Origin of the sequence: Sphingobium sp. B2D3A (genome assembly GCF_025961795.1) — a bacterium.
GTDB lineage: Bacteria > Pseudomonadota > Alphaproteobacteria > Sphingomonadales > Sphingomonadaceae > Sphingobium.
This window is the reverse complement of the sequence record NZ_JAOQOI010000001.1, coordinates 151193-173607: the sequence shown is the minus strand read 5'-3', so window position 1 is coordinate 173607 and position 22415 is coordinate 151193. Positions and strand designations below refer to the sequence as shown.

At 65.5% G+C, this 22415-nt stretch carries 23 protein-coding genes; 11 read left to right on the top strand and 12 right to left on the bottom strand.

Annotated elements, in window-relative coordinates:
- The first annotated feature begins 13 nt into the window (after positions 1-13).
- Positions 14-1144, top strand: a complete 1131-nt coding sequence (locus M2337_RS00840; RefSeq protein WP_264571301.1) for an aminotransferase class V-fold PLP-dependent enzyme — start codon at positions 14-16, stop codon at positions 1142-1144.
- Between the two features lie 446 nt (positions 1145-1590).
- Here M2337_RS00840 and M2337_RS00835 read toward each other — a convergent pair whose 3' ends face one another.
- From M2337_RS00835 to M2337_RS00825, 3 genes are all read right to left on the bottom strand, one after another.
- Positions 1591-2181, bottom strand: coding sequence for a JAB domain-containing protein (locus tag M2337_RS00835; RefSeq protein WP_264571300.1), 591 nt, complete (start codon positions 2179-2181; stop codon positions 1591-1593).
- Positions 2182-2320: 139 nt separating this feature from the next.
- Positions 2321-4858, bottom strand: a complete 2538-nt coding sequence (locus M2337_RS00830) for an ABC transporter permease (protein WP_264571299.1) — start codon at positions 4856-4858, stop codon at positions 2321-2323.
- Positions 4855-5556: an ABC transporter ATP-binding protein gene (locus M2337_RS00825; protein WP_264571298.1), complete on the bottom strand. Its 702-nt coding sequence runs from the start codon at positions 5554-5556 to the stop codon at positions 4855-4857. The genes M2337_RS00830 and M2337_RS00825 overlap by 4 nt, the downstream gene beginning before the upstream one ends.
- A 16-nt stretch (positions 5557-5572) precedes the next feature.
- Between M2337_RS00825 and M2337_RS00820 the strand changes: the two genes are divergently transcribed.
- The gene (locus tag M2337_RS00820; protein WP_413716212.1) at positions 5573-6328 is read left to right on the top strand and encodes an arylesterase; all 756 of its coding nucleotides are present in this window, start codon (positions 5573-5575) and stop codon (positions 6326-6328) included.
- 40 nt (positions 6329-6368) lie between these two features.
- On the opposite strand, the gene M2337_RS00815 is transcribed toward M2337_RS00820, so the two are convergent.
- Positions 6369-8045 carry a transferrin-binding protein-like solute binding protein gene (locus M2337_RS00815; RefSeq protein ID WP_264571296.1) on the bottom strand — a complete coding sequence of 559 codons (1677 nt, stop codon included), beginning with the start codon at positions 8043-8045 and terminating at the stop codon, positions 6369-6371.
- Positions 8046-8343: 298 nt separating this feature from the next.
- Here M2337_RS00815 and M2337_RS00810 point away from each other — a divergent pair, with 298 nt between their 5' ends.
- On the top strand, positions 8344-9969 hold the full coding sequence (locus tag M2337_RS00810) for an NAD(P)/FAD-dependent oxidoreductase (RefSeq protein ID WP_264571295.1): 1626 nt from the start codon (positions 8344-8346) through the stop codon (positions 9967-9969).
- Positions 9970-10135: 166 nt separating this feature from the next.
- Here the strand turns inward: M2337_RS00810 and M2337_RS00805 are convergent, their stop codons facing one another.
- Positions 10136-10576: an aconitase X swivel domain-containing protein gene (locus tag M2337_RS00805; RefSeq protein WP_264571294.1), complete on the bottom strand. Its 441-nt coding sequence runs from the start codon at positions 10574-10576 to the stop codon at positions 10136-10138.
- Positions 10573-11862, bottom strand: a complete 1290-nt coding sequence (locus M2337_RS00800; protein ID WP_264571293.1) for an aconitase X catalytic domain-containing protein — start codon at positions 11860-11862, stop codon at positions 10573-10575. The genes M2337_RS00805 and M2337_RS00800 overlap by 4 nt, the downstream gene beginning before the upstream one ends.
- Before the next feature lie 201 nt (positions 11863-12063).
- Here M2337_RS00800 and M2337_RS00795 point away from each other — a divergent pair, with 201 nt between their 5' ends.
- Positions 12064-12879, top strand: coding sequence for an arginyltransferase (locus M2337_RS00795; protein WP_264571292.1), 816 nt, complete (start codon positions 12064-12066; stop codon positions 12877-12879).
- Positions 12880-13445: 566 nt separating this feature from the next.
- On the opposite strand, the gene M2337_RS00790 is transcribed toward M2337_RS00795, so the two are convergent.
- Positions 13446-13934, bottom strand: a complete 489-nt coding sequence (locus M2337_RS00790) for a GAF domain-containing protein (RefSeq protein ID WP_264571291.1) — start codon at positions 13932-13934, stop codon at positions 13446-13448.
- Between the two features lie 119 nt (positions 13935-14053).
- Here M2337_RS00790 and M2337_RS00785 point away from each other — a divergent pair, with 119 nt between their 5' ends.
- Positions 14054-14935: a hypothetical protein gene (locus M2337_RS00785; protein ID WP_264571290.1), complete on the top strand. Its 882-nt coding sequence runs from the start codon at positions 14054-14056 to the stop codon at positions 14933-14935.
- Positions 14936-14996: 61 nt separating this feature from the next.
- The gene (arfB, locus tag M2337_RS00780) at positions 14997-15419 is read left to right on the top strand and encodes an alternative ribosome rescue aminoacyl-tRNA hydrolase ArfB (protein ID WP_264571289.1); all 423 of its coding nucleotides are present in this window, start codon (positions 14997-14999) and stop codon (positions 15417-15419) included.
- Positions 15420-15614: 195 nt separating this feature from the next.
- On the opposite strand, the gene hemW is transcribed toward arfB, so the two are convergent.
- On the bottom strand, positions 15615-16766 hold the full coding sequence (hemW, locus tag M2337_RS00775) for a radical SAM family heme chaperone HemW (protein ID WP_264571288.1): 1152 nt from the start codon (positions 16764-16766) through the stop codon (positions 15615-15617).
- Positions 16767-16945: 179 nt separating this feature from the next.
- On the opposite strand from hemW, the gene M2337_RS00770 reads away from it, so the two are divergent.
- Positions 16946-17542, top strand: a complete 597-nt coding sequence (locus tag M2337_RS00770) for a CAP domain-containing protein (RefSeq protein ID WP_264571287.1) — start codon at positions 16946-16948, stop codon at positions 17540-17542.
- Positions 17543-17557: 15 nt separating this feature from the next.
- Here the strand turns inward: M2337_RS00770 and rdgB are convergent, their stop codons facing one another.
- Together rdgB and rph are read right to left on the bottom strand one after the other, a co-directional pair.
- Positions 17558-18181: an RdgB/HAM1 family non-canonical purine NTP pyrophosphatase gene (gene rdgB, locus M2337_RS00765; RefSeq protein ID WP_264571286.1), complete on the bottom strand. Its 624-nt coding sequence runs from the start codon at positions 18179-18181 to the stop codon at positions 17558-17560.
- 101 nt (positions 18182-18282) lie between these two features.
- Positions 18283-18999 (bottom strand): ribonuclease PH, encoded by a 717-nt coding sequence (gene rph, locus M2337_RS00760; protein ID WP_264571285.1) that lies wholly within the window; start codon positions 18997-18999, stop codon positions 18283-18285.
- A 91-nt stretch (positions 19000-19090) separates the two neighbouring features.
- Here rph and hrcA point away from each other — a divergent pair, with 91 nt between their 5' ends.
- The 3 genes from hrcA to M2337_RS00745 are packed head-to-tail and all read left to right on the top strand — an operon-like array spanning position 19091 to position 21080.
- Positions 19091-20134 (top strand): heat-inducible transcriptional repressor HrcA, encoded by a 1044-nt coding sequence (gene hrcA / locus M2337_RS00755; protein WP_264572305.1) that lies wholly within the window; start codon positions 19091-19093, stop codon positions 20132-20134.
- A gap of 8 nt (positions 20135-20142) precedes the next feature.
- Positions 20143-20703: a nucleotide exchange factor GrpE gene (grpE, locus tag M2337_RS00750; RefSeq protein WP_413714708.1), complete on the top strand. Its 561-nt coding sequence runs from the start codon at positions 20143-20145 to the stop codon at positions 20701-20703.
- Positions 20704-20726: 23 nt separating this feature from the next.
- The gene (locus M2337_RS00745; protein ID WP_264571283.1) at positions 20727-21080 is read left to right on the top strand and encodes a hypothetical protein; all 354 of its coding nucleotides are present in this window, start codon (positions 20727-20729) and stop codon (positions 21078-21080) included.
- A 26-nt stretch (positions 21081-21106) separates the two neighbouring features.
- Here the strand turns inward: M2337_RS00745 and M2337_RS00740 are convergent, their stop codons facing one another.
- Positions 21107-21436 carry a heavy metal-binding domain-containing protein gene (locus M2337_RS00740; RefSeq protein ID WP_264572304.1) on the bottom strand — a complete coding sequence of 110 codons (330 nt, stop codon included), beginning with the start codon at positions 21434-21436 and terminating at the stop codon, positions 21107-21109.
- Positions 21437-21501: 65 nt separating this feature from the next.
- On the bottom strand, positions 21502-21741 hold the full coding sequence (locus M2337_RS00735; protein ID WP_181560613.1) for a DUF2312 domain-containing protein: 240 nt from the start codon (positions 21739-21741) through the stop codon (positions 21502-21504).
- A gap of 198 nt (positions 21742-21939) precedes the next feature.
- On the opposite strand from M2337_RS00735, the gene M2337_RS00730 reads away from it, so the two are divergent.
- Positions 21940-22404, top strand: a complete 465-nt coding sequence (locus M2337_RS00730; protein WP_264571282.1) for a carboxymuconolactone decarboxylase family protein — start codon at positions 21940-21942, stop codon at positions 22402-22404.
- Positions 22405-22415: the final 11 nt, after the last annotated feature.

Here is a 22415-nt window from a genome sequence, read left to right as displayed (position 1 = left end):
AGGAGAACCATCTATGCCCGCCCTGCGCCCCGATATCGATCCCGATGGCCTGCTCGAATATTCGGTGGTCTTCACGGATCGCTCGCTCAATCACATGAGCCAGGCTTTCCAGGGCGTGATGCGCGATATCCACGCCACCTTGTGCGAAGTCTACAACGCCGAGCGCGCGGTGGTCGTCCCCGGCGGCGGCACCTATGCGATGGAGGCGGTCGCCCGCCAGTTCGCCACCGGCGAAACCGTGATGGTCATCCGCAACGGCTTCTTCTCCTATCGCTGGACGCAGATTTTCGAGGCAGGATCGATCCCCGCGTCGGAAACGGTCATGAAGGCCCGCCGCATCGGCAATGGCGGCGCGGACCAGCCTTTCGCGCCCGCGCCTGTCGACGAGGTCGTCGCCGCCATCCGTGCCGAGCGGCCCGCCGTCGTCTTCGCGCCGCATGTCGAGACCGCCTCGGGCATGATCCTGCCGGACGATTACATCCGCGCCGTCGCGGGCGCGGTGCATGAGGTGGGCGGCCTCTTCGTGCTGGACTGCATCGCCTCGGGCTGCATCTGGGTGGACATGGTCGCAACGGGCGTCGACATCCTCATTTCCGCCCCGCAAAAGGGCTGGTCCGCGCCGCCATCGTCTGGGCTGGTGATGATGAATGCCGCCGCGCTGGAGCGCTGCCGCGCCCGCCAGTCGACCAGCTTCGCGATCGATCTCGCCAAGTGGAACAGCATCATCGAAGCCTATCTGAACGGCGGCCATGCCTATCATGCCACCATGCCCACCGATGCGCTGCGCACCTTCCACAAGGCGATGATGGAGACCAAGCAGATCGGCTTCGAGACGCTGCGCGCCGCGCAGTGGGAGCAGGGCAATGCCGTGCGGGCGATGCTGGCGGAGCGCGGCGTGCGGTCGGTCGCCGCCGATGGCTTTGCCGCGCCGGGCGTGGTCGTGGTCTTCACGGAGGATGCCGCGATGCAAACCGGCAAGCCCTTCGCCGCACTCGGCCTGCAGGTCGCCGGCGGCGTGCCGCTGATGGTGGATGAAGGCCCGGATTATCGCAGCTTCCGCATCGGCCTCTTCGGCCTCGACAAGCTCAAGGACGTGCCCGCCAGCCTCCAGCGGTTGGAAACGGCGTTCGATCAGCTGTTCTGAGCTGGTCCGTTAGCCCTTTCCTGTCAGCAGGAGAGGGTTGGACTGGGCTGGATATACATTGCTGTCCTTCACAGGAGAGCGCGCAAAAGCGACTGTTCGGACACCGCGCCATCGCGGCCCTTCTCACGCCGTCACCCCGCGCTTGACCCGGGGTCCAGCTTCTTTCTAGTCAGCTTCTGAATATACTTCGGACGCGGCGTTTTCAGAAGGTTCTGGCGAAATACGCTCTGCCGAAGAAGGCTAGCTGGACCCCGGGTCAAGCCCGGGGTGACGGAAGAAACAGGGGCTGCTCTCCCCGCCTTTTCAGAGATAACAATCTCTGCCCGCGGAGCACCCAAGCGACTGGAATCCTGAACAAACGTTCCGCCAGCTGAAAGGTCCGAGCTCGCTTCTCTTTGGCCGCCTTAAGCCTGCCGCCCATTTCCGCACCCGCGCCGCAGTCCCCACTACAACAGGCCGTGTTCGGCGAAGCTGAAGACGGCCTGACCGGCGAAAATCCAGTGGTCTGCGACATGAATGTCCAAGGGGCGCGCCGCTTTGCAGATTTGGTCCGTCATGATCCGGTCGGCCTTGCTTGGTTCGGCGATGCCGGAGGGATGGTTGTGGGCAAGAATGACGTGCGCCGCCCCGAGGATGATCGCGGTCATGACGATTTCGCGGACGTAGACCGGGGTGCTGTCATATCCCCCGGACCAATGGGTACGGCTCTCGATGACGTGTTTGAGTTGGCTCAGATAGACCACGTGGAAGTGCTCGATGCGGCAATGCCCGATTTCCGCAGCAAGGTGACGCTTCAACTTTTCGACATCGAGGGGCTGCGTGGTCTTCAACGCTTCGGATGCCAGCACGCTGAGGTGAAGGCTCCGAAAGTCCTTGATCGCGCGTATCTGGGCCTCCGAAGCGCCCCGCAATTTGAGGACATCCGGTGGAGCGTGGACCAGCTCAGCCAGCGAGGCGAATTGCCTCGAAAGCTGCTTTGCGATCGCCCATGGCCGCGGCAGGCCGTAGAGCGCAAAAAGACCTGTCAAATGGCTCAAGGAATGCTTCATCGGCCGTTTGATGATCCGTTAAATGGTCATGCTTCTGAGATGCATTAACCATAAGAGGGACCCTAGGTGCCTGTAAAGCGGACTTATGTCTACAATTGCACATAAGTTGTGGACAAAATTTCAGTCCTTACAATTCCCGCAGGGCCCGCGAGGGCCGCAGCGACATCAGTGGGATCGATCCGGCCAGCCCGATGCCCAGCGTGATGATCGCGCCGCCCGCCAATGTCGCCAGCACCACGCCCCAGTCCGGCGCCCAGCCAAACTCGAACACCTGCACGATCACGTACCAGGCCGCGCCCATGCCCAGCGCCAGCGAGACCAGCGCCAGCGTGGCAGCGAGCAGCGCATATTCCATCGCCTGCGTGCCGAGGATCTGCCATCGCGTCGCGCCCAGCGTCTTGAGGATCACGCTGTCATAGCTGCGCGCTTGCCGCGAGGCAGCGATGGCGCCGATCAGCACGGCGACGCCCGCGAAGATGGCGATGGAGGCCGCCGCCACGATGGCGCCGGACATCTGCTCGAGCAGCCCGCTGATCTGCTCGACCACTTCGGCCACCGCGATGACCGAGACGCCGGGGAAGGCCGCCAGCAGCGCGCGCGTCACGCCCGCGCCTTGCGCCTCGTCCATGGTAATGGTGGCGGTGAGGCTGTGCGGCGCGCTCGCCAAGGCGCTTGGCGAGATGACCATGACGTAGTTGAACCCCATGCTGTCCCAGTTCACCTTGCGCAGCGAGGCGATCTTCGCCTCGATCTCGCGGCCGAGCACGCTCACCGTCATGCTGTCGCCGATCTTGAGGTTGAGGGTCTTCGCTGCCTCTTCGTCCAGCGAGATGAGCGGGGGCCCCACATAATCGGGCGCCCACCACTGGCCCGCAACGAGATCGCTTCCCTCCGGCAGCGTCGCGCTATAGGTCACGCCGCGCTCGCCGCGCAGGAACCAGGCGCCCTCAGGCAGTTCCTCCATGTCGGCGACGCGCTGCCCGGCATAAGCGACGATGCGACCGCGCAGTGCCGGCACCACGTTCAGCTCCGCCGCCGGCGCCTCTTTCGCTACGATCTGCCGGAAGCGCGTTTCTTGATCGGACGGGATATCGAGCACGAACTGGTTGGGCGCCTTCTTGGGCACCGTCCGGTCGATCTCGGCGGTGAGGCTGGTCTGCACGCCGGCCAGCGTGACGAACAGCGTGAGGGCGAGGCCGAGCGCGATCACCAGCGCGGACGTCTGCGCGCCGGGGCGATAGAGATTGGCGATGGCGAGGCGCCAGAGCGGCCGGCGTGGGCGCGGCACCCGCCTTGCCAGCGCGCTGATGCCCCAGCCGAGCAGCAGCAGCAGGCCGAGCACCGCCGCCGTCGCTCCCAGCACCGCCGCCGAGAACAAGGGCTCGCGCGCCGTGCCGAGCGCAATCGCCAGTACCGACAGCACGCCCAGCACCACGCCCGCCACGCTGCGCCGGTCCAGCCGGCTGCGCGGCTCGACATGCGCGCGCAGGATCGCGGCGACCGGCAGCGTCCGCGCCCGGTCGAGCGGCGGCAGGGTGAAGATATAGGCGATCAGCAGGCCATAAGCCGCGCTGGTGATGAGCGGCAGCGGATGGATGCGGAAGCCCGGCTGCACCGGCAGCACATCGCCCAGCACGGCAATCAGCGCCGGCGGCAGCAGCGCGCCCGCGATCAGCCCGCAGGTAATGGCAATCGTCGCCACGGTGCCGATCTGCATCAGATAGATCCGCTCGATATCGGCCGAGGTCGCCCCCAGCACCTTGAAGGTCGCGATGCCGCCGCGCTTGATCGCGAGATAGGAGGAGACGCCATTGCTCACGCCGATGCCCGCGATCACCAGGGCGGTGAGGCCGATGAGCGAGAGGAACTGCCCCATGCGCTCAATGAAGCGACTGGTGCCCGGCGCGGCATTCTCCCGGTCGCGGAACGACCAGCCTGCCTCGGCCTGCTCGTCCTCCAGCCGCTTGCGCAGCGCCTCGACATCGGTGCCCGGCGCCACGCGGACGCGATATTTGCTCTCATAGAGGCTGCCCGGCTGGATGAGCCCCGTGCGCCGCAAACCCTCCAGCGAGACGATGGCGACCGGGCCGAGGGTAAAGCCTTCGCCCACCCGGTCCGGCTCCTCGGCGATGATCCCGGCGATGGTGAAGGTCGCGGTACCATAGCGCAGCGCGCCGCCGGGCCGCACCTGCAAGCGCTCCGCGAGCGCCTGGCCGATCATGATGCGGTCGGCGGCAAGCGGGGCATAAATCCCTTCGCGCAGCAGCAGCTTGCCATAGAGCGGATAGGCGCCATCGACGCCCTTAAGTTCGGTCAGCACCGCCGCGGGGCCATCGGTGTCGCCGGCCCCCACTGCATTCGCCATCGCCCGCAGCCGGATGGTCTCGCTCATCGTCCCCAGCGCGCGCAGCGACTGCTTCTCCGCCTCGCTCGCCTCGCGCTGGCTCATCCGCGCCTCGATATCGCCACCCAGGATCGTCTGCCCCCGTGCGGCAATCTCGCTGGTGATGGAGGTCGTCAGGCTGCCGATTGCCGCCAGCGTCGCCACGCCCAGGAACAGGCAGACGAACAGCAGCCGCAGTCCGCGCAGGCCCGCATTCAGGTCGCGCCGGGCAATCGACCAACTCGCCCGCAGGCCCAAAGTCCTCGTGCGCGCCGCCCTCATGCGGGCGCGCCCTCCACGATCAGCCCGTCGCGCATCTCGACGATGCGGTCGCAGCGCTGCGCAAGATCGGGGTCGTGGGTGATGATGATCAGCGTCGCCCCGCTCGCCTGCTGGCGGGTGAACAAAAGGTCGATAATCGCTGCGCCGGTGTGCCCGTCCAGATTGCCGGTCGGCTCGTCGGCAAAGATGATCTGCGGCCCCGGCGCCACCGCGCGCGCAATCGCAACGCGCTGCTGCTCCCCGCCGGAAAGCTGGGCGGGATAATGGTCGATGCGATGGCCGAGGCCCACCGCCGTCAGCTCCGCACGCGCCCGTGCAAAGGCGTCATCAAGCCCCGCCAGCTCCAGCGGCACCGCGACATTTTCCACCGCCGTCATCGTCGGCAGCAGGTGGAAGGCCTGCAGCACGATGCCGATCTGGCCCCGTCTCGCCCGCGCCAGCCCGTCCTCATCCAGCGTGCTGAAATCCGTGCCCGCCACGCTCACGCTGCCGCTGCTCGCCTGCTCCAGGCCGGAGAGCACCGCCATCAGCGAGGACTTGCCGGATCCCGATGCGCCGAGGATCGCAATGCTCTCCCCGCGCATGATGTCCAGGTCCACGCCCTTGAGGATATCCACCTTCGCCTCGCCCGTGCCGAGCGAGAGGGTGACATTGCGGGCGCGGATCGCGATATGGGAGGCATCGATGGGTGCATGCATGCGGAAAGGGCCTCGCGTGGCAAAGACGTTTACTCGTTATGGTGTCTCATTGCTGCTTGTCCAAGCACTGCTCGCCTGTTCTCCACAAACTCCTGACACTCAGGGTGATGCCAGTGCCGGCAATAACGCCGCCGCAGCCCTCTCCAATACGGCAAATGCCGCTAACGCCAGCAGCGCCCCGGTCGCGGACCGCAAGCTGGTCGTGGTGTTCGGGGACAGTCTCTACGCCGGCTATAATCTTGGGCCACGCGAGGGCTTCGCCCCGGTGCTGGAGCGTGCGCTGGAGCGGCAGGGCGTGCCCGCGCAGGTGGTCAATGCCGGCGTCTCGGGCGATACCACCGCAGCCGGCCGCCAGCGCCTCGCCTTCACGCTCGACGGGCTGGAGCGCAAGCCGGATCTCGTGATCGTCGGCCTCGGCGGCAACGACATGCTGCGCGGCCTGGAGCCAAAGGAAACCCGCGCCAATCTCGATGCGATCCTCGCCGAGCTGCAAAAGCGCGGCATCCCCATCATGCTCACCGGCATGGTCTCCGCCCCCAATATGGGCGCGGACTACGCCAAGGCCTTCGATCCGATCTTCACCGATCTCGCGAAGAAGTACGACGCGCCGCTCTACCCCTTCTTCCTCGATGGCGTGATCGGCAACCGCACCCTCATGCTCCCCGACGGCATCCACCCCAATCCGCAAGGCGTGGAGACGATTGTGGGACGGGTGGGGCCGCTGGTGGCGGGAGTGTTGAAGGGGGAGGGGAGTAGGGGAACAGAGTCCTGATTGCGATCATGACCTCAACCGTTTGTGATGACGGCCATTCTCAGTCTTGCTTGGCGACCGTCACCCCTGCAATCCACACCTCCCCAGGTCTAGGCTGGCCTGTAGTAGGCGTCCCAATAACGAAGCGAGCTACGAGTTCTTCGGCGTTTGGACCGTAAAAGCGCGGCAGAATTGAGCCCCCACTGGCGTGTTCGACGGGGCCAACAAGCCCGCCACCATAAGGGATTCCAGACGTAATATAGCCGCTGCTGATGGTCCACCGGCCTAAGGCTGCACCCGCTGATCCCCCTGCGGAAATTTGATGCAGATCTAGGGCGCCTGTATATCTGCTCATGGCAAAGTCGAAATCGAAATTTGAAGATCCGCCCACTTCGAACGGTTGCGCGTCACCGAACGCACCGGTCCCGTAGACCACGCCACTATAGTGAGCACTGCCCGTCTTGACGGCCAGCATATTTAGAGGCGTTTGGAACCCGTAAGGGAAATAGCTGCGAATGGCATCGAAGCCTCCGTTCTCCTTAACGGTGTGCGTGGACCAGTAGCCAAAGCTGGCATAGGAGAGAGCGATGTCAGCGTTGGCGAGGCCTGGACGAAAAATCCCGAGCTCTGTCGGAACCTCATCGATAGTCTTCTGGTAGGTCACGAAACGCGAATTTTGTCCAACCCGGTCGGTGCTGGCGAAGGTGGCGTTCAATCCCGGTAGAAAGTCAGCGGTCAGTTTTACGCTGCCGTCCGTAGCGAGCGTAACTACCTGCCCGAGAAAATCTTGAAGCATCGTAGTGGTCCCCGCAGGAAACGCCGTGCCGGGATCCGTCCCTGATCTGAATTGTGCGACAGTTGTCTCTACCATCAAATCCTGCTGGAGGTTCATGAGATTGAGATTTATCGGATTGGGATTGGGGTTGCGTCGGCCAGTGATTGTGCCCACGAATCCCTCTCTGTTCAGGGTTGGATCGCCTTGCAGCGTAGCGAGAATCGTTGCGCCGATCTCCTCGGCATTGGGCCCGAAGAACTGCCCTTCGATTGATCCAGCATATGCGTGCGGTCCAACAACCAGTACCGTGCCTGCAAAGCTGTTAGCACTGCCGAGCCTGCCGAGGGCCTCGAATTTGGATGTGAACTCGCCCGGTTCCATCGTGACTAGATTGACTATCTGCACGTCAGCAGTTGCTGCAAAGTCGCCGGTCAAAAAATCCACGTTGAAAACGCCGGATCCTCCCAGACCCTGCGGTGAGTAGCCGCTCGAATTGGCGATGCCAAATAAGTCGATGTCCCAGGCTGCTGTTCCGACTCTGGGGATATTAGCTTCGGGAGTTGGGAATCCATAAGTGAACATACTGAACGAAGCCTTCTGCTTCTCGCCTTCCAATTCATCGTGTTGCCAATAGCCGAAGCCTACAAATTGGTTGGGATCAGTCTGTGAAAATTGCTGATGCGCAATCATCAGTACATCCCTTGTACCGCTAGAAGCTCCGCCGATCACGTAAGATAGTTGATTGGGAGAATTGCCCGCTTCTTTGTCCTCTGGAGTGAAGGTTTGCGAACGAATCGGCGTAGTTAACGTGTAACTATTGTTTACTGCGTCGTAACTTATGGTGAGCGCCTTACGATCATAAACACCCGAACTGCTCTGTAAGGTGTAAAGATCAAATTCCACCGCCGCGGATGGTGCGGACACTGCAAAAGTCTGGCTGGAATGGAGATCATTTACGGTCACGTTTGGCGCCGGCGTTGGTGTCGGCGATGGGGATGGAAGCGGCGGGGGTGTGTTGTTGACGCCACCTCCACCGCCGCTACATGCACCAAGGATCGCAAAAGCCGCCAAGGGCAATTTACCGGTCCAACGCACTCGAAAAGTCCCTACGATAATTCCAATGTGGTTTGGCAATACCTCCGGCAGTTAATAGGTCAACTTGCCGTAGTTACGGAAATGAGGTTCTTCGTCACCGAATTCTTATCCTCTCGCTCCCCAACACCCCATTCCCCTCCCGCCCCACACGCGCTAGGGCGGCGCGATGATCCGCCTGACCGGTCTCACCCTGCCCCTCGATCACCCGGACGATGCGCTCGCGCCCGCCATTGCCGCGCGCCTTGGCATTCCGCAGGCCGATCTGCTCAGCCATGAGGTCGTGCGGCGCGGCAATGATGCGCGGCGCAAGAGTGCGATTCTGCTCGTCTATTCCGTGGATGCCGCCCTGCGCGACGAAGCCGCCGTGCTGGCGCGGTTCGCGGGCGACAAGGATGTGCGGCCGCGCCCGGATACGGACTATCGCTTCGTCGCCCGCGCGCCGGAGGGCTGGTCCGGCCTGCGCCCGGTGGTCATCGGCGCCGGGCCGTGCGGTCTGTTCGCGGGGCTGATCCTCGCGCAGATGGGCTTTCGCCCGATCATCGTGGATCGCGGCAAGGTGGTGCGGGAGCGGACCAAGGATACCTGGGGCCTGTGGCGCCGCTCACAGCTGAACCCGGACAGCAATGTCCAGTTCGGCGAGGGCGGCGCGGGCACCTTTTCGGACGGCAAGCTCTATTGCCGGGTGAAGGACCCGCGCTTCCTTGGCCGCAAGGTGCTGGAGGAGTTCGTCCGCGCCGGCGCGCCGGAGGACATCCTCACCGAGGCGCATCCGCACATCGGCACCTTCCGCCTCGTCACCATGGTGGAGAGCATGCGCCGCACCATCGAGGGGCTTGGCGGCGAATATCGCTGGCAGACGCGGGTGGACGGGCTGGAGCTGGATCGCAGCCCGGATGGCAACATGGCCCTGCGCGGGCTGCATCTGCACGATGGCAGTTTTCTGGAGGCCGATCACGTCGTCCTCGCCGTGGGCCACAGCGCGCGGCCGACCTTCGAGATGCTGCACGAGCGCGGCGTGTTCATCGAGCCAAAGCCCTTCTCGCTCGGCGTGCGCATCGAGCATCCGCAGGCCTGGGTGGATGAGGCGCGCTACGGGCGATACGCCAAGCATCCGGTGCTGGGCGCAGCCGCCTATAGCCTCAGCCATCACTGCGCCAACGGGCGCACCGTCTACAGCTTCTGCATGTGCCCGGGCGGGCGGGTGGTCGCGGCGACCTCCGAGGAAGGGCGCGTCGTCACCAATGGCATGAGCCAATATTCCCGCGCCGAGTTCAATGCCAATTCGGGCCTCGTGGTCGGCATCGATCCCGCCCGCGATTACCCCGATGGGCCGCTGGCGGGCATCGCGCTGCAGCGGCATTGGGAATCGCTGGCCTATGTCGCGGGCGGCTCCAACTATTGCGCCCCGGGGCAGAAGGTGGGGGATTTCCTCGCCGGGCGTGCCTCCACGGAGCTGGGCAGCATCACCCCCTCCTACAAGCCGGGCGTGACGATGACGGACCTGTCATCATGCCTGCCGGATTTCGTGCTGGAGTCCTTCCATGAGGCAATCCCCGCCTTTGGCCGCCAGATCGCGCGCTACGATCACCCGGACGTGGTGATGACCGGCGTGGAAACGCGCACCTCCTCGCCGATCCGCATCACCCGCGGCAAGGATTATCAGAGCCTCAATGTCGCGCGCCTGTTCCCCGCCGGCGAGGGCGCGGGCTATGCCGGCGGCATCCTCTCGGCGGCGATGGACGGCATCAAGGTCGCCGAGGCCGTGGCGCAGAGCATCATGGCGCGGCGGTAAGGTAGCGAGCCGAAGCCTGCGCGGATAACCTCACACTTCGTCATTCCCGCGAACGCGGGAATCCAGGTCAGCGCTTGCGTTATGGGACAGTGTCGAAGCTGGATTCCCGCGTTCGCGGGAATGACGAGGGATGAGGATCAGGGGAAGGCCGATCCGCACCCGCCGTTCACCCGGGCTTGCGATCCCAAACCGTAATCGTCCCGGCATCGCCATCCACCCGCACCCAGTCGCCGGTACGGATGGCATCCAGCGGGTCCTGGTCGCACTCGGTGACCGTCGGCGTGCGCATCACCACGGCGCCGAGCGCGGCCTTGGTGGTCATGATGTTGAACACCATCGCCACCGGCGAGGCGCCGCGCAGCTTGGACATGTGGAAAATGCTCGACCAGCCCGAGGAGCCTTTCGCGCCGGGGAAGACTAGCACCTTGCCTGCAAAGCTCTGGCCCTTCAGCTCATGGCGGCTCTCGATCACCGTGCCGCTCATCGGGTTGACGCCGCCCCAGCCGGAGATCGTCTCGCGCGTCACCAGCGCCTCTCCCTCGGCGATGCCCGGCACCACGGCGCGACCGCGGATGATGAGGCGGGGCTTGTCCAGAACGTCGCTCATGCCAGGGCTCCTTTCCACTTGCCGGTACAGGCCGCATCCACGCAGTCGGCGGTGGTGCCATACCAGCCCTCAATGCCCATCATCGCGGGCAGATAATGCACCTGCTTGGCGCTATCGAGCGCCGCGACCTTCGTGCCCTTGGGCACCGCCTGGCTGATTGCCGAGCAGGTGTCGGTCATGAGGTAGGCGCCCGCATCACGCAGGATCTTGGAATAGCCATTGGCGTCCGCCGTCGCCTTCACCGCGCGGCTGGTGAACACCCACAAGGCGCTGTTGGCGCTCACCTTGCGCCCCTCGATCAGCGCGCAGACCTGCGCAATCTGCTCGATGGAATAATGCGGGCAGCCGAGCATGACATAATCGACATCCTCGCTGGAGCCGACGCTGTTCAGCGTCTCGTAGATGCGCCGCCGCGCCGCCGCGTCATAGACGAAGCGCTCCCCTTTTGCCGCGCCGCCGAAGGCCGTCTCTACGTTCGGCGCCTCGGGGGTGATGCCGACCATATGATACATCTCGACGCCGCCGGAGGAGGCCGCCGCCGCACCGAAATGCTTGTGGCGGATGAGGCTCGCCTCACTGATGTCGCCGGTGATGACGGGGATCGTGTCCTGCACGGCATCGCCGACGAAATAGCCGAGCATTCCCCATTCGAAGATGCTGTCGACCGGCACCTGCACGTCCACGCTGTGCTGCCCCTTGCGGAAATCGTCGCGATGGAAGCCCCAGTCGGGAATGCGCTTGGCCAGCATCGCGGCGCTGGTGGATTCGCGCCCCTCGCAATTGGTCCGCGCGCCGATGACGGAGTTGGCGAACACCACCGCGCTGGATTCCATCCACGCGCAATGCTCGCCCATCACCGGCACGTTGCCGGCGAGATAGGGCGTGCAGGTCTTGAGGATCTGGATGCCGTGCGCGGCGACTTCCGCCTCGTCGGAGACGAAATTGTCGTGCGCCTCCGCCGTCATGCCCTGTTCCTGCCAGAGCGTGGGGTCCATGCCGCCCTGCAGATGGCAGGAAAAGGCGTTCATGCGCGGCACGTCCACAACTTCGTCGCTGTCGAGATCGAAGCGGGAGAAGACGGCGCGATAATCTCCGCCATCTGCGGCATAATAATCCTTCACCCATTGCGGGGCGGAGCCGGGCACGCCGGCAACGTTGTTTGTCTCGACGAAACGCTCCGCGCCGAGCGCGTCGGCATAGCGGATCAGCAGTTCCATGGCCTTTTGCGTCGCGGCGCCGGACTCTCCGTCCAGCATGGCTTGTTCGGCATCGGTCAGCATCACCATGGCAGGCTCTCCATTATTCGTTACCTTACTATCGATCAGGACGGCGCGAGAAGCAAGGCTCGTGATTGTCGCGCAGCGCGAAGCCTGCCCCAAGGGGCACAGAAAAATCCGTGGTAAATGCTCTTTTCACACTGGGGGGATAGAGGCATAGTCTCCTGAGCCATTGAATCACGGGCCTTTGCCGGGCCGCTGGGAGTTGATGTGAGCGCTGCTTTCCGCTTTCCGCGGTTCTTCATGACCAATGCCGGACCGTGTCCCTATCTGCCTGGGCGCACGGAGCGGAAGGTGTTTACCGAGCTGACAGGTGAGCATGCGTCCGAGCTCAATGACGCGCTGGGCCGCATCGGCTTTCGCCGCAGCCAGAACGTCGCCTATCGCCCGAGCTGCGCGGATTGCACGGCCTGCGTCTCGGTGCGGATCGTGGCGAACGAATTCAAGCCCAACGCTACCCAACGCCGCCTCGTGCGCCGCAATAGCGATCTGGTGGTGCGGGCGTGCAAGCCCTGGTCCACCGACGAGCAGTTCTCGCTGCTCCAGCGCTATCTCGCCGCCCGCCACCCGACCGGCGGCATGACCGAGATGGACGAGATCGACTTCGCCGACATGGTCGAGCAGACGCCGGTCGAGACCTATCTCATCGAATATCGCGAGCCTGGGGAAGACGGCCGCCCCGGTCGGCTGATCGGCGCCTGCCTAACCGACAAGCAGGGCGACGGGCTGTCGATGATCTACAGCTTCTTCGAGCCGGAGCTGGAAGGCCGCAATGGCCTCGGCAGCTACATCATCGTCGACCACATCCTGCGCGCCCAACGCGCCGGCCTGCCTTATGTGTACCTCGGCTACTGGGTCGAAGGCTCGGACCGGATGAATTACAAGGTCCGCTATCAGCCGATGGAAAAGCTCGGCCGCGCCGGCTGGGAGCGGCTGGTGCTGCCGGCAGGCCAGTCCGACACCCCGAATGCCGCCCGCCCGGAACAGAGCCTGACTCGCGACCATGAGGGGCGGGTTCTCAAATAATCGGCCTGCGTCGGTCTGAACGGAGGGTGTCGTGCGCTAGGAGTTCCGCACTTGAGAGCAGGTAAGGCTAAGCCTGCGGCTGGAAAGTCGTGGGGAGTGGTCTTTGCCAAACCTCCCCGTTCGTGCTGAGTAGGGTCTGAGTGGCGCCGCAGGCGCGTATCGAAGAGCCATATCGAAGCATCGCAGCGCATAGGCTGGTCCTTCGATACGCCGCTTCGACAAGCTCAGCAGCTACTCAGGACGAACGGACGGGAGATCCGCAATGTCGTCGAGTCCGGAACGTCCGCTTTCGAGCTGAAAACTCGAAAAGGCGCTCTTTGTGCAAGAGCGCCTCGTGCACACCCCCACCCCAAAACGCTAAGGGTCCGGCCGCTCGAAAGCGGCCGGACCCCTGCTGGAAAGCCCCCCGGTTCCAGTTCGCTCGGGGCGTGTGGCCGCGATGTTGCGCCTTGCGGCCATGCGCCTTGGTGCGAGCGATAAGGGGAGGCTATCAATGCCTTACCGGCTTGGCGAGTCCGCTCGCCCCGTCGCGCGTCCCAAAGTGGATCAGCCGAAAGGCCCCTGCGTCAGCCTGCCAGAGCGGGGGCGATTGCTGCGCAGAGCGCGTCCAGCCCGGCGGCGTCGGCCTCGTCGAAGCGGGCGGGGCGGGGACTGTCGAGATCGAGCACGCCGATCAGCGCGCCTTCGTGGATCACCGGCACGACCAGTTCCGATGCGGAGGCGGCATCGCAGGCGATGTGGCCAGGGAAGGCGTGGACATCCTTGACGCGCTGGACCTGCCGGGTCGCCGCAGCCGTACCGCACACGCCGCTGCCCAGCGCGATGCGGATGCAGGCTGGCTTGCCCTGAAACGGCCCGAGCACCAGCACGTCATCCACCAGCCGGTAGAAGCCGGCCCAGTTGAGGTCCGGGACATATTGCCAGATCAGCGCCGCGACATTCGCCATATTGGCGATGGCGTCTGGCTCGCCCTCGGTCAGCGCACGGGCCGCAGCGAGGAGATCGGCATAAAGAGCGGGCTTGTCGCTGCCCGTTGCGGGAGAAAAATCGTACATGCCTGCCCATTTAGGCGCCGCTTGTCCGCCGCGCCAGCCTCTTGGCTCTTGCGGATCGGGCCGCCGCATGGTCTTCAGGCGCTGGATTATCGTCCGGTTAACGAAACGGGGAAGCAGCCATGGAGCCGATCGGGCAGACAGGCGTGAGCGAAGCGGAGGAGATGCGGGCGCTGGGCCGGGACGTCGGGCGCCGTGGCGTCGAGCGGCTTGGCACCGGCATGACGCGCTTGGTGGAGGAGACCTCCGCGCTCTATCGCTGGGCGCTGACGATGCTGGTTCTGCTGAATGCCGGCGGCCTTTGCCTCAGCCTGCTCGCGCGGGACAGCCTCGGGCCGGATGCCCTCTCGCAAGTGGCTCTGACCTTCTTCGGCGGCATGATGATGGCGCTGCTGGCGGCGCTCGTTGGCCTGGCGCTCACGGTCCCACTGGCTGGAGCGATGCGGCGAGCGATGACGGATTGGACCGAGGTTTCTCTCTCCGGCGAACTGAGCGATGCGGCGACGACCTCCGCCCGCCACGTCCGCCGGATGGGGACGGTGTGGATCGCGGCAATGGGCTTGGTCGGGCTGATTGCGCTGGCGTTGTTTGCGGCGGGCGCTCTCATGCTCGGCGAGCGGCTGGGCGCCTTCGGTCCCTCGAGCGAGCCCGCCGCTGCGATGGAGAGCGTGGTGCCCGAGGCCGCGTCGAACAGCACTGCGCCGGCCAGTCCTCTGCCTGAAGAGGTCGCTCCGCCGGTGTCGGCTGTTGCGCCGGCGCTTAGTCCTGCCGCGCGCCCGGCCCAAATTCGAACACAGGCGCAGCCACGCGCCGCGACAGCCGCACCTGCGCCCGCAGCGCGGACCGAGCGGCAGGCCTCACCGCCGCAAGTCCGATCCGCGCCTGCACGCACCACATCGCAGCCCGCGTCTGCGAATCCGGCCCCGCCTCCCGCCGCGTCCTCGCCTTCGGTGCCGAGTGAGGCGCCGCTGCTGTCTCCCAGCGCGCCGGCCACCGGAAACTGATCGTCAGGCCCGGCAGCGATTGGCTCTTGCGGCGGTGCCCCGCGCCGGGTGATGAGGGGCTATGCCGCGCATCCAGATCACGCGATCGATCAGCATCGATGAGGACGAGCTTCTCGAGAGCGCAACACGCGCGTCCGGGGCTGGCGGTCAGCATGTCAATACCACCGACAGCGCGGTCATTCTGCGCTTCGATGTCGCCGGTTCGCCGTCGCTGCCGGAGGCGGTCAAGGTGCGCCTCGCAGCGCTGGCGGGCGCAAGGGTGACGGGGGAGGGCGTGCTCATCCTGCGCAGCGAGGGCTCGCGCTCGCAGTTCGAGAACCGCCGCGAGGTGCGCCAGCGGCTGTGCGATCTGATCGCACAGGCCACCATCGTGCCCAAGAAGCGCAAGCCGACCAAGCCCACCAAAGCCTCGCAGGTGCGCCGCGTTGAGGGCAAGACCAAGCGCGCGTCGGTGAAGGCCGGGCGGGGGAAATGGCGGGAGTGACAGGCGACGATCGCGAGGCGGTCGCGTCAAGCGCCTGAGTCTGGGCCGGTGGCCGGTACAGGCGCAGGCCGGCCCGCGCGATCGTCTCCAGAGGAATGAGCCTTGGCTCGAGCCATCCCGCAATCGTCTTCACGCCGATCCTTTGCGGACTGGCCGCTCTCGACCTCCCGATTTTCATGGCTGACTGCGACGGCCTCAGCCTGCCACCACGATTTCCGCCAGAATGGCATCCAGCAGCAGCATCCCGGCCGGGGTGACGCGCAGGCGCTCGCCGGTTTGCTCGATCAAGCCATGGCCGGCCAACCTCGCAATGGCGTCCTTGTCCACTAGCGACGGGCGGTCCAACCCGGTGCGCTGGCTGAGCGCGGCCAGATCGATCCCTTCGGCGAGGCGCAGGCCCATCATCAGCGCTTCGGCCGCCTGTTCGCCGGCGGGCAGTACGCGCTCCTCGGCGAGGCCATGGCCATGGCGATGCAGCGCCGCCATCCAGTTCTCGGGCTTGCGATGACGCACGGTGGCCATGCCGCCGCGCCGACCATGCGCACCGGGACCGACACCGGCATAATCGGCATAGCGCCAGTAAGCGAGGTTGTGCCGGCTCTCCTGCCCCGGCGCGGCATGGTTGGAGACTTCATAGGCCGGGCGGCGGGCTGCCAGCGTCATGGCCTGCGTCAACTCGAACAGCGTCGCGGCATGGTCCGCATCGGCGGGTACCAGCGTGCCCCGGCGCACGTCGGTTTCGAACCGCGTGCCGGGCTCGATGGTCAGTTGATAGAGCGAGAGATGGTCGGTGCCGAAGCTGAGCGCGCGGGCCAGTTCGCGCTCCCAGTCCGCCTCGCTCTGGCCGGGGCGCGCATAGATGAGGTCGAGGCTGACGCGCGGCACGCAAGCCTGCGCTGCCGCCAGCGCTCTGAGGCCTTCGTCCACGCCGTGCGCCCGCCCGAGAAAGCGCAAGGCATGATCGTCCAGCGCCTGCAATCCCAGCGAGAGGCGGTTGACCCCGGCGGACGCCACCTGCGCGAACCGCGCGGCCTCGGCGCTGTTCGGATTGGCTTCCATGGTGATCTCGATATCGTCCGCGACCGCCCAGTGGCCCGCCGCCGCATCGATCAGCGCGGCCACCGTCTCGGGCGGCATCAGCGAGGGCGTGCCGCCGCCGAAGAAAATGCTGCCCAGCGTCCGGCCCGGCAGCAGCGCGGCTTCATGGGCCAGATCGGCCAGCAGCGCGGCGCGCCACGCGGCCTGATCCACGGCGTCGCGGACATGGCTGTTGAAGTCGCAATAGGGGCATTTGGCCACGCAGAACGGCCAGTGGATATAGAGGGCAAGCGGCGCGGGAGAGGCCATGGCCGCCGCTATAGCGGACTGCGCGCCAAAGTCAGCCCATGGCGAATATGCCACGGTTCAGTGGTTAAATATTAATTAACAATGATTTAACGCAATTTATTGGTGAAGAAAATGTTTTCCCAACCGTTCATACTGAGCTAGGTTCCACAGCGGAACCGCAGGGGGAACGGCGGACGCACATGGACGCGGGCAAAGGGCGAGAAGTGGTGCGACGGCGTATGCGGGCGGCGATTGGCCTGCTCGCGCTCTGCACCCTGACGCCGGCGCCCGTGCTGGCCGGCGATGCGCCTTCTGCTGCCATGCCGCGCGATGCGGCTCACTTCCGCGATATCATGTTGGCTGCTCACAATGGCGAACGCGCCGCGCGCGGCGTGCCGAAACTGGCGTGGAGCGATGAACTCGCAGCCGATGCGGCGCAGAGTGCTACCCGGCTGGCGCAGGAGCCGGACCCGATTGCGGCCCATCACAAATCCGGCGGCGCGGGCCACTACGGCGAGAATCTGTGGGCCGGCACCCGCGATGCCTATGCCTATGAGGAAATGGCGGAAAGCTGGCTGGAAGAGCGCGCGCTCTACCTGGATGCGCCGGTGCCGGATATTTCGCGCAGCGGCAATTGGGCGGATGTTGGCCATTATTCACAGATCATCTGGGCCGGCACGCGCCGCGTCGGCTGCGCGCTCCACCCCACGGCGACGCTGGACGTGCTGGTGTGCCGCTACGATCCGGCGGGCAATGTCTACGGGCACCGCGCGTCGGTCGATTACGCGGGGCGCTGAGCGCGGGGCGTCCTTTCAGAACAGCTCAGTGACCAGTTGCTCGAATGCGCGGGCGCGGTGGCTGACCGCTTGCTTGGCCTCGATGGACATCTCGCCAAAGGTCTGCGTCGCCCCGATCGGCAGGAACACCGGATCATAGCCAAAGCCCTGCGCGCCGCGCGGCGGCCAGACAAGGCTGCCGGCGACGCGACCCTCGAACAAAACGGTCTCGCCATCCGGCCAGGCGAGGCAGAGCGTGCAGACGAAGGCCGCGCTGCGGTCCGCCTGCGGGCCTTGCGCGCAGAGCAGGCCTTCGACCTTGCCCATCGCCATATACCAGTCGCGCCCGGGCTCGCCCTCGAACCACTGCCGCTCCGCCCAGTCGGCGGTGTAGACGCCGGGCCGTCCGCCCAGCGCCGCCACATCGAGGCCACTGTCATCGGCCAGCGCGGGCAGGCCGGAGGCAGTGGCGGAGGCGAGCGCCTTGAGGGCGGCGTTTTCCGCGAAGGTGGTGCCGGTCTCCTCCGGCTCGGGCAGGCCGAGCGATCCGGCAGACACCGGCGCCATGCCATAAGGCCCGAGCAGCGCGCTGATCTCGCGCACCTTGCCTTCATTGTGGCTCGCGATGACGAGCTTGCCGGGTGTGAGTTTGCGGGTCATTCAGCGCTCTCTTTCCGTTCGTGTCGAGCGAAGTCGAGACACGTCCAGCACAGTCCTTCCGTGTCTCGACTTCGCTCGACACGAACGGGGGCGTTAGGACTTCACCGCCCCGTCGCGCAGTCCTGCGCGGCGAAGATCTGGGTGCAGCCGATGCGCGCAAGGCGCAGCAGGCGCAGCAGCGCTTCCTCGTCGTAAGTCGCGCCTTCTGCCGTCGCCTGCGCCTCGGCGATATTGCCATTGGAAAGCAGCACGAAATTGGCGTCGGCATGGGCATTGCTGTCCTCGATATAATCGAGGTCGAGCACCGGATTGCCCTGATAGATGCCGCAGGAGACCGCCGCGACCTTGGCCTGGATCGGATCAGCGGTCAGCGCGCCGCTGGCGAGCAGCTTGTCCACTGCGATCCGCAGCGCCACCCAGGCGCCGGAGATGCTGGCCGTGCGGGTGCCGCCATCGGCCTGGATCACGTCGCAATCGAGCGTGATCTGCCGCTCGCCAAGGGCCTTGAGGTCCACCACCGCCCGGAGCGAGCGGCCGATCAGCCGCTGAATCTCCTGCGTGCGCCCAGACTGCTTGCCCTTGGCTGCCTCGCGTGACCCACGCGTGTGCGTGGCACGGGGGAGCATGCCATATTCCGCCGTCACCCAGCCTTCGCCCTTGCCGCGCAGAAACGGCGGCACCCGCTCTTCTACGCTCGCCGTGCAGAGCACCCGCGTATCGCCAAAGGAAACGAGGCAGCTGCCCTCGGCATGAACGTTGAAGCCGGGTTCCATGGCGATCGTGCGCATTTCGTCGGGGGCGCGGCCGGATGGGCGCATGAGCATGTCCTTTTGTCTGCTGAAATTTGCCCGCGCTCTAGCGCCCCTGTTGCGACTTGGCCAGCGCCGCGCGCCGTCCTACATACAGGGCATGTCCGGCCCGCCCATCAACCTTTTGAGCGATCGCGCGCGCGATATCTTTCGCGTCGTCGTGGAATCCTACATCGGCACCGGGGCGCCGGTCGGCTCGCGCACGATCAGCCGGTTGAGCGGGCTCAATCTCTCGCCGGCGTCGATCCGCAATGTGATGCAGGATCTCGAGGAAGCGGGGTTGCTCGCTGCGCCGCACACCTCGGCGGGGCGGATGCCGACCGAATCCGGCCTGCGTCTGTTCGTGGACGCCATGATGCAGGTCGCCGAGCCCTCCGAGGACGAGAAGCGCGCCATCGAGCGGCAGCTGACCGGGGAAGGGCCGATCGAGGAAGCACTCAACGCCGCCTCGGCTCTGCTCTCGGGCCTGTCTGCCTGCGCCGGGCTGGTGATGGTTCCGCGCCGCGAGACGCTGCTCAAGCAGTTCGGTTTTGCCTGGCTTTCGGACCGGCAGGCGCTGGCCGTGCTGGTCGGGCAGGATGGCACCGTCGAGAACCGCATTGTCGATCTGCCGCCGGGCACGACGCCATCGATGCTCGTGGAAGCGGCCAATTATCTCTCCGCCCACGCCACCGGCCGCACGCTGAGCGAGGTGCAGGCCTGGCTGAGCGGACAGATCGAAGCGGAGGAAACGGCGCTTGATGAGGCTTCGCGCCATTTGGTCGCGCGGGGCGTGGCAGCGTGGAGTCGCGATACCGAGGATCGGCCCGTGCTCATCGTGCGCGGCCAGGCCAATCTGCTCGACGAGCAATCCGCCGCCGATCTGGAGCGCGTGCGCCAGTTGCTGGACGAGCTGGAGGGCAAGAGCGAGATCGCCCGCCTGCTGGACAGCGCCCGCGCCGGTGCCGCGACCAAGATCTTCATCGGCTCGGAGAACAAGCTCTTTTCCCTGAGCGGCTCTTCGGTCATAGCAGCGCCATATCGCGGACCCGGTGGGCAGGTGGTCGGCGTGGTCGGTGTGATCGGCCCAACCCGGTTGAACTATGCCCGCGTCGTCCCCATGGTGGACTTCACCGCACAGACCCTCAGCAGATTGATGAAATGACGGAAGACATGACTGACCAGACCAACAATGAGAATGAGACCCTGGCCGCTGACATCGCCGAGGGCGCGGGCGAGACGCTGAGCCGCGAGGAGATCGCCGCCGCGCGCATCGCCGCGCTGGAGGAAGATCTGGCCAACGCCAAGCAGGAAACGCTCTACGCCGTCGCGGATACCCAGAATGTCCGTCGCCGGCTGGAGAAGGAACTGGCCGATACCCGCGCCTACGCCGCGACCGCCTTCGCCCGCGACATTCTCTCCGTGGCCGACAATCTCAGCCGCGCGCTGGAGGCGATTCCGGCCGAACTGCGCGCGGACGAGAAGGTGAAAGGGCTGATCGCCGGCCTCGATGCCACCGGCAAGGAGATGGAGAGCGCGCTGCGCAAGCATGGCGTGGAGAAGTTCACCTCGGTGGGCGAGCCGCTCGATCCCAACAAGCATCAGGCGATGATCGAGATGCCCTCGGCAGAGGCTGCGCCCGGCACCATCGTGCAGGAGATGCAGGCCGGCTACATGATCAAGGATCGCCTGCTGCGCCCGGCTTTGGTCGGCGTCGCCAAGGCGGCCGAGTAACAGGCGTCGTGCGCGGCGCGGCCATGGCGGTCCTCACGGGGCTGGTCGCGCTCGCCTGGCCGGTCGCGGCGCCGCTGGCGGCACAGGCACCTGCCGCGTCACCCGCACCAAGTCCGGACGCGCTCTCGCATGCCTTGCGGGATCATGGCAGCGGAGAGGTGGATGCCGGTGATCTGCGCGCCGTGACCTGCGTGGAAACCAGCGAGGCGCCCGGCGCCTTCGATTGCCAGTGGGAACAGCGCCGGGACGGCAACTGGCATCCCTATACGAGCTGGCTGGCGCTGGTCGGCGCGCAATGGACCATGCTCGATGCGCCCATTCCGGTGCCGGATTTCAATCGCGGAAAGCTCAAGCCGCTGGCGCCTACTGCGCCTTGAGCGGCGGCGCCTCGGCCGGCGTCAATTCAGGCCGGGTCCGTGAGCAGCACCGCCGTGCCGGTGGCCGAGACCATCAGCATCGATCCGCCCGAGCCGAGCACTTCATAATCAAGGTCCACGCCGATGATCGCATTGCCACCGGCCGCGGCGGCGCGCTGGCGCATCTCCGCCATGGCTTCCTCGCGGGCGCGGCTCAGCACTTCCTCATAGGCGCCGGCCCGCCCGCCGACGATATCGCGCACGCTAGCAAAGAGATCGCGGAAGAGATTGGCACCCACGATCACCTCGCCGGTCACCACGCCGCAATAACGCTGCACCGTGCGGCCATCGATATTGTTGGTGGTCGTGACGATCATCTCGGTCGGGGCATTGCCCCAGGGATTATCGGCCATCTCTCCGCTCCTCTCGCCGCGCGTGCGGCTTATTCCATGCCAAGGGCCGCCAGATAGGTCTGGAGGATTGCCTCCATCTCCTGGCGATCATGCGGCGGCAGCTTCCGCAGGCGGACGATCTGGCGCATGATCTTGACGTCATAGCCTGTTGCCTTGGCTTCGCCATAGACATCCTTGATGTCGTCCGAGATGCCCTTCTTTTCTTCTTCGAGGCGCTCGATGCGCTCGATGAGAAGGCGCAACTGGTCGGCGGCGATGTTGTCGCTCATGTCTGCAAGGTCTCCGGATGGAATGTGTCAGAATCGAATGCGCGGTCCTAGCCAGCCGCTGCCCTTCCTGTCTAGGCATCGATCGCACCGGACGGCGTAGCCATTGCGCAGGCGGCAGAAAAAATTTCCCGCCATGTCACAATCGCCGTCCGCCCACTCGTCATGCCTGTGCAAACCCGATGGACAGGAGACACGATCATGACCGCACGCCTCGATCCCTTCACCGCCGCGCCCGCGCTCATCAAGCAATGGATGGCGACCTCGCTTGCCATCAACGACAGCCTGGAGCCTGCGCTGGTGGAACTGGTGAAGGCCCGCGCCTCGCAGATCAACCATTGCGCCAACTGCCTCAACATGCACACCGCCGAAGCACGCGAAAAGGGCGAGAGCGAGCAGCGCCTCTACTTGCTCTCGGTCTGGCGCGAGGCGCCATGCTATAGCGCACGGGAGCGGGCCGCGCTGGCGTGGACCGAGGCGCTTACGCGTCTGTCGGAAGGGCATGGCGGAAAGGACGAAGCCTATGCACAGCTCGCGGCCCAGTTCAGCGAGGAAGAGCAGGTGAAGCTGACGCTGCTGATCAACATCATCAATGGCTGGAACCGCCTCGCGGTCGGCTTCGACCTGTGGATCGAAACCCCAGCGACCCGCAAGCTCGCCGCCTGATGCACGCCGGG

Bases quoted from the DNA above. Each gene is read 5' to 3' on its own strand.
- rdgB (WP_264571286.1), bottom strand. From the start codon at position 18,181: ATGACCCGCAAACTCACACCCGGCAAGCTCGTCATCGCGAGCCACAAT.
- hrcA (WP_264572305.1), top strand. From the start codon at position 19,091: ATGTCCGGCCCGCCCATCAACCTTTTGAGCGATCGCGCGCGCGATATC.
- M2337_RS00770 (WP_264571287.1), top strand. From the start codon at position 16,946: ATGGACGCGGGCAAAGGGCGAGAAGTGGTGCGACGGCGTATGCGGGCG.
- M2337_RS00825 (WP_264571298.1), bottom strand. From the start codon at position 5,556: ATGCATGCACCCATCGATGCCTCCCATATCGCGATCCGCGCCCGCAAT.
- M2337_RS00805 (WP_264571294.1), bottom strand. From the start codon at position 10,576: ATGAGCGACGTTCTGGACAAGCCCCGCCTCATCATCCGCGGTCGCGCC.
- grpE (WP_413714708.1), top strand. From the start codon at position 20,143: ATGACTGACCAGACCAACAATGAGAATGAGACCCTGGCCGCTGACATC.
- rph (WP_264571285.1), bottom strand. From the start codon at position 18,999: ATGCGCCCATCCGGCCGCGCCCCCGACGAAATGCGCACGATCGCCATG.
- arfB (WP_264571289.1), top strand. From the start codon at position 14,997: ATGCCGCGCATCCAGATCACGCGATCGATCAGCATCGATGAGGACGAG.
- M2337_RS00800 (WP_264571293.1), bottom strand. From the start codon at position 11,862: ATGGTGATGCTGACCGATGCCGAACAAGCCATGCTGGACGGAGAGTCC.
- M2337_RS00730 (WP_264571282.1), top strand. From the start codon at position 21,940: ATGACCGCACGCCTCGATCCCTTCACCGCCGCGCCCGCGCTCATCAAG.
- M2337_RS00735 (WP_181560613.1), bottom strand. From the start codon at position 21,741: ATGAGCGACAACATCGCCGCCGACCAGTTGCGCCTTCTCATCGAGCGC.
- M2337_RS00830 (WP_264571299.1), bottom strand. From the start codon at position 4,858: ATGAGGGCGGCGCGCACGAGGACTTTGGGCCTGCGGGCGAGTTGGTCG.
- M2337_RS00790 (WP_264571291.1), bottom strand. From the start codon at position 13,934: ATGTACGATTTTTCTCCCGCAACGGGCAGCGACAAGCCCGCTCTTTAT.
- hemW (WP_264571288.1), bottom strand. From the start codon at position 16,766: ATGGCCTCTCCCGCGCCGCTTGCCCTCTATATCCACTGGCCGTTCTGC.
- M2337_RS00785 (WP_264571290.1), top strand. From the start codon at position 14,054: ATGGAGCCGATCGGGCAGACAGGCGTGAGCGAAGCGGAGGAGATGCGG.
- M2337_RS00740 (WP_264572304.1), bottom strand. From the start codon at position 21,436: ATGATCGTCACGACCACCAACAATATCGATGGCCGCACGGTGCAGCGT.
- M2337_RS00840 (WP_264571301.1), top strand. From the start codon at position 14: ATGCCCGCCCTGCGCCCCGATATCGATCCCGATGGCCTGCTCGAATAT.
- M2337_RS00810 (WP_264571295.1), top strand. From the start codon at position 8,344: ATGATCCGCCTGACCGGTCTCACCCTGCCCCTCGATCACCCGGACGAT.
- M2337_RS00745 (WP_264571283.1), top strand. From the start codon at position 20,727: ATGGCGGTCCTCACGGGGCTGGTCGCGCTCGCCTGGCCGGTCGCGGCG.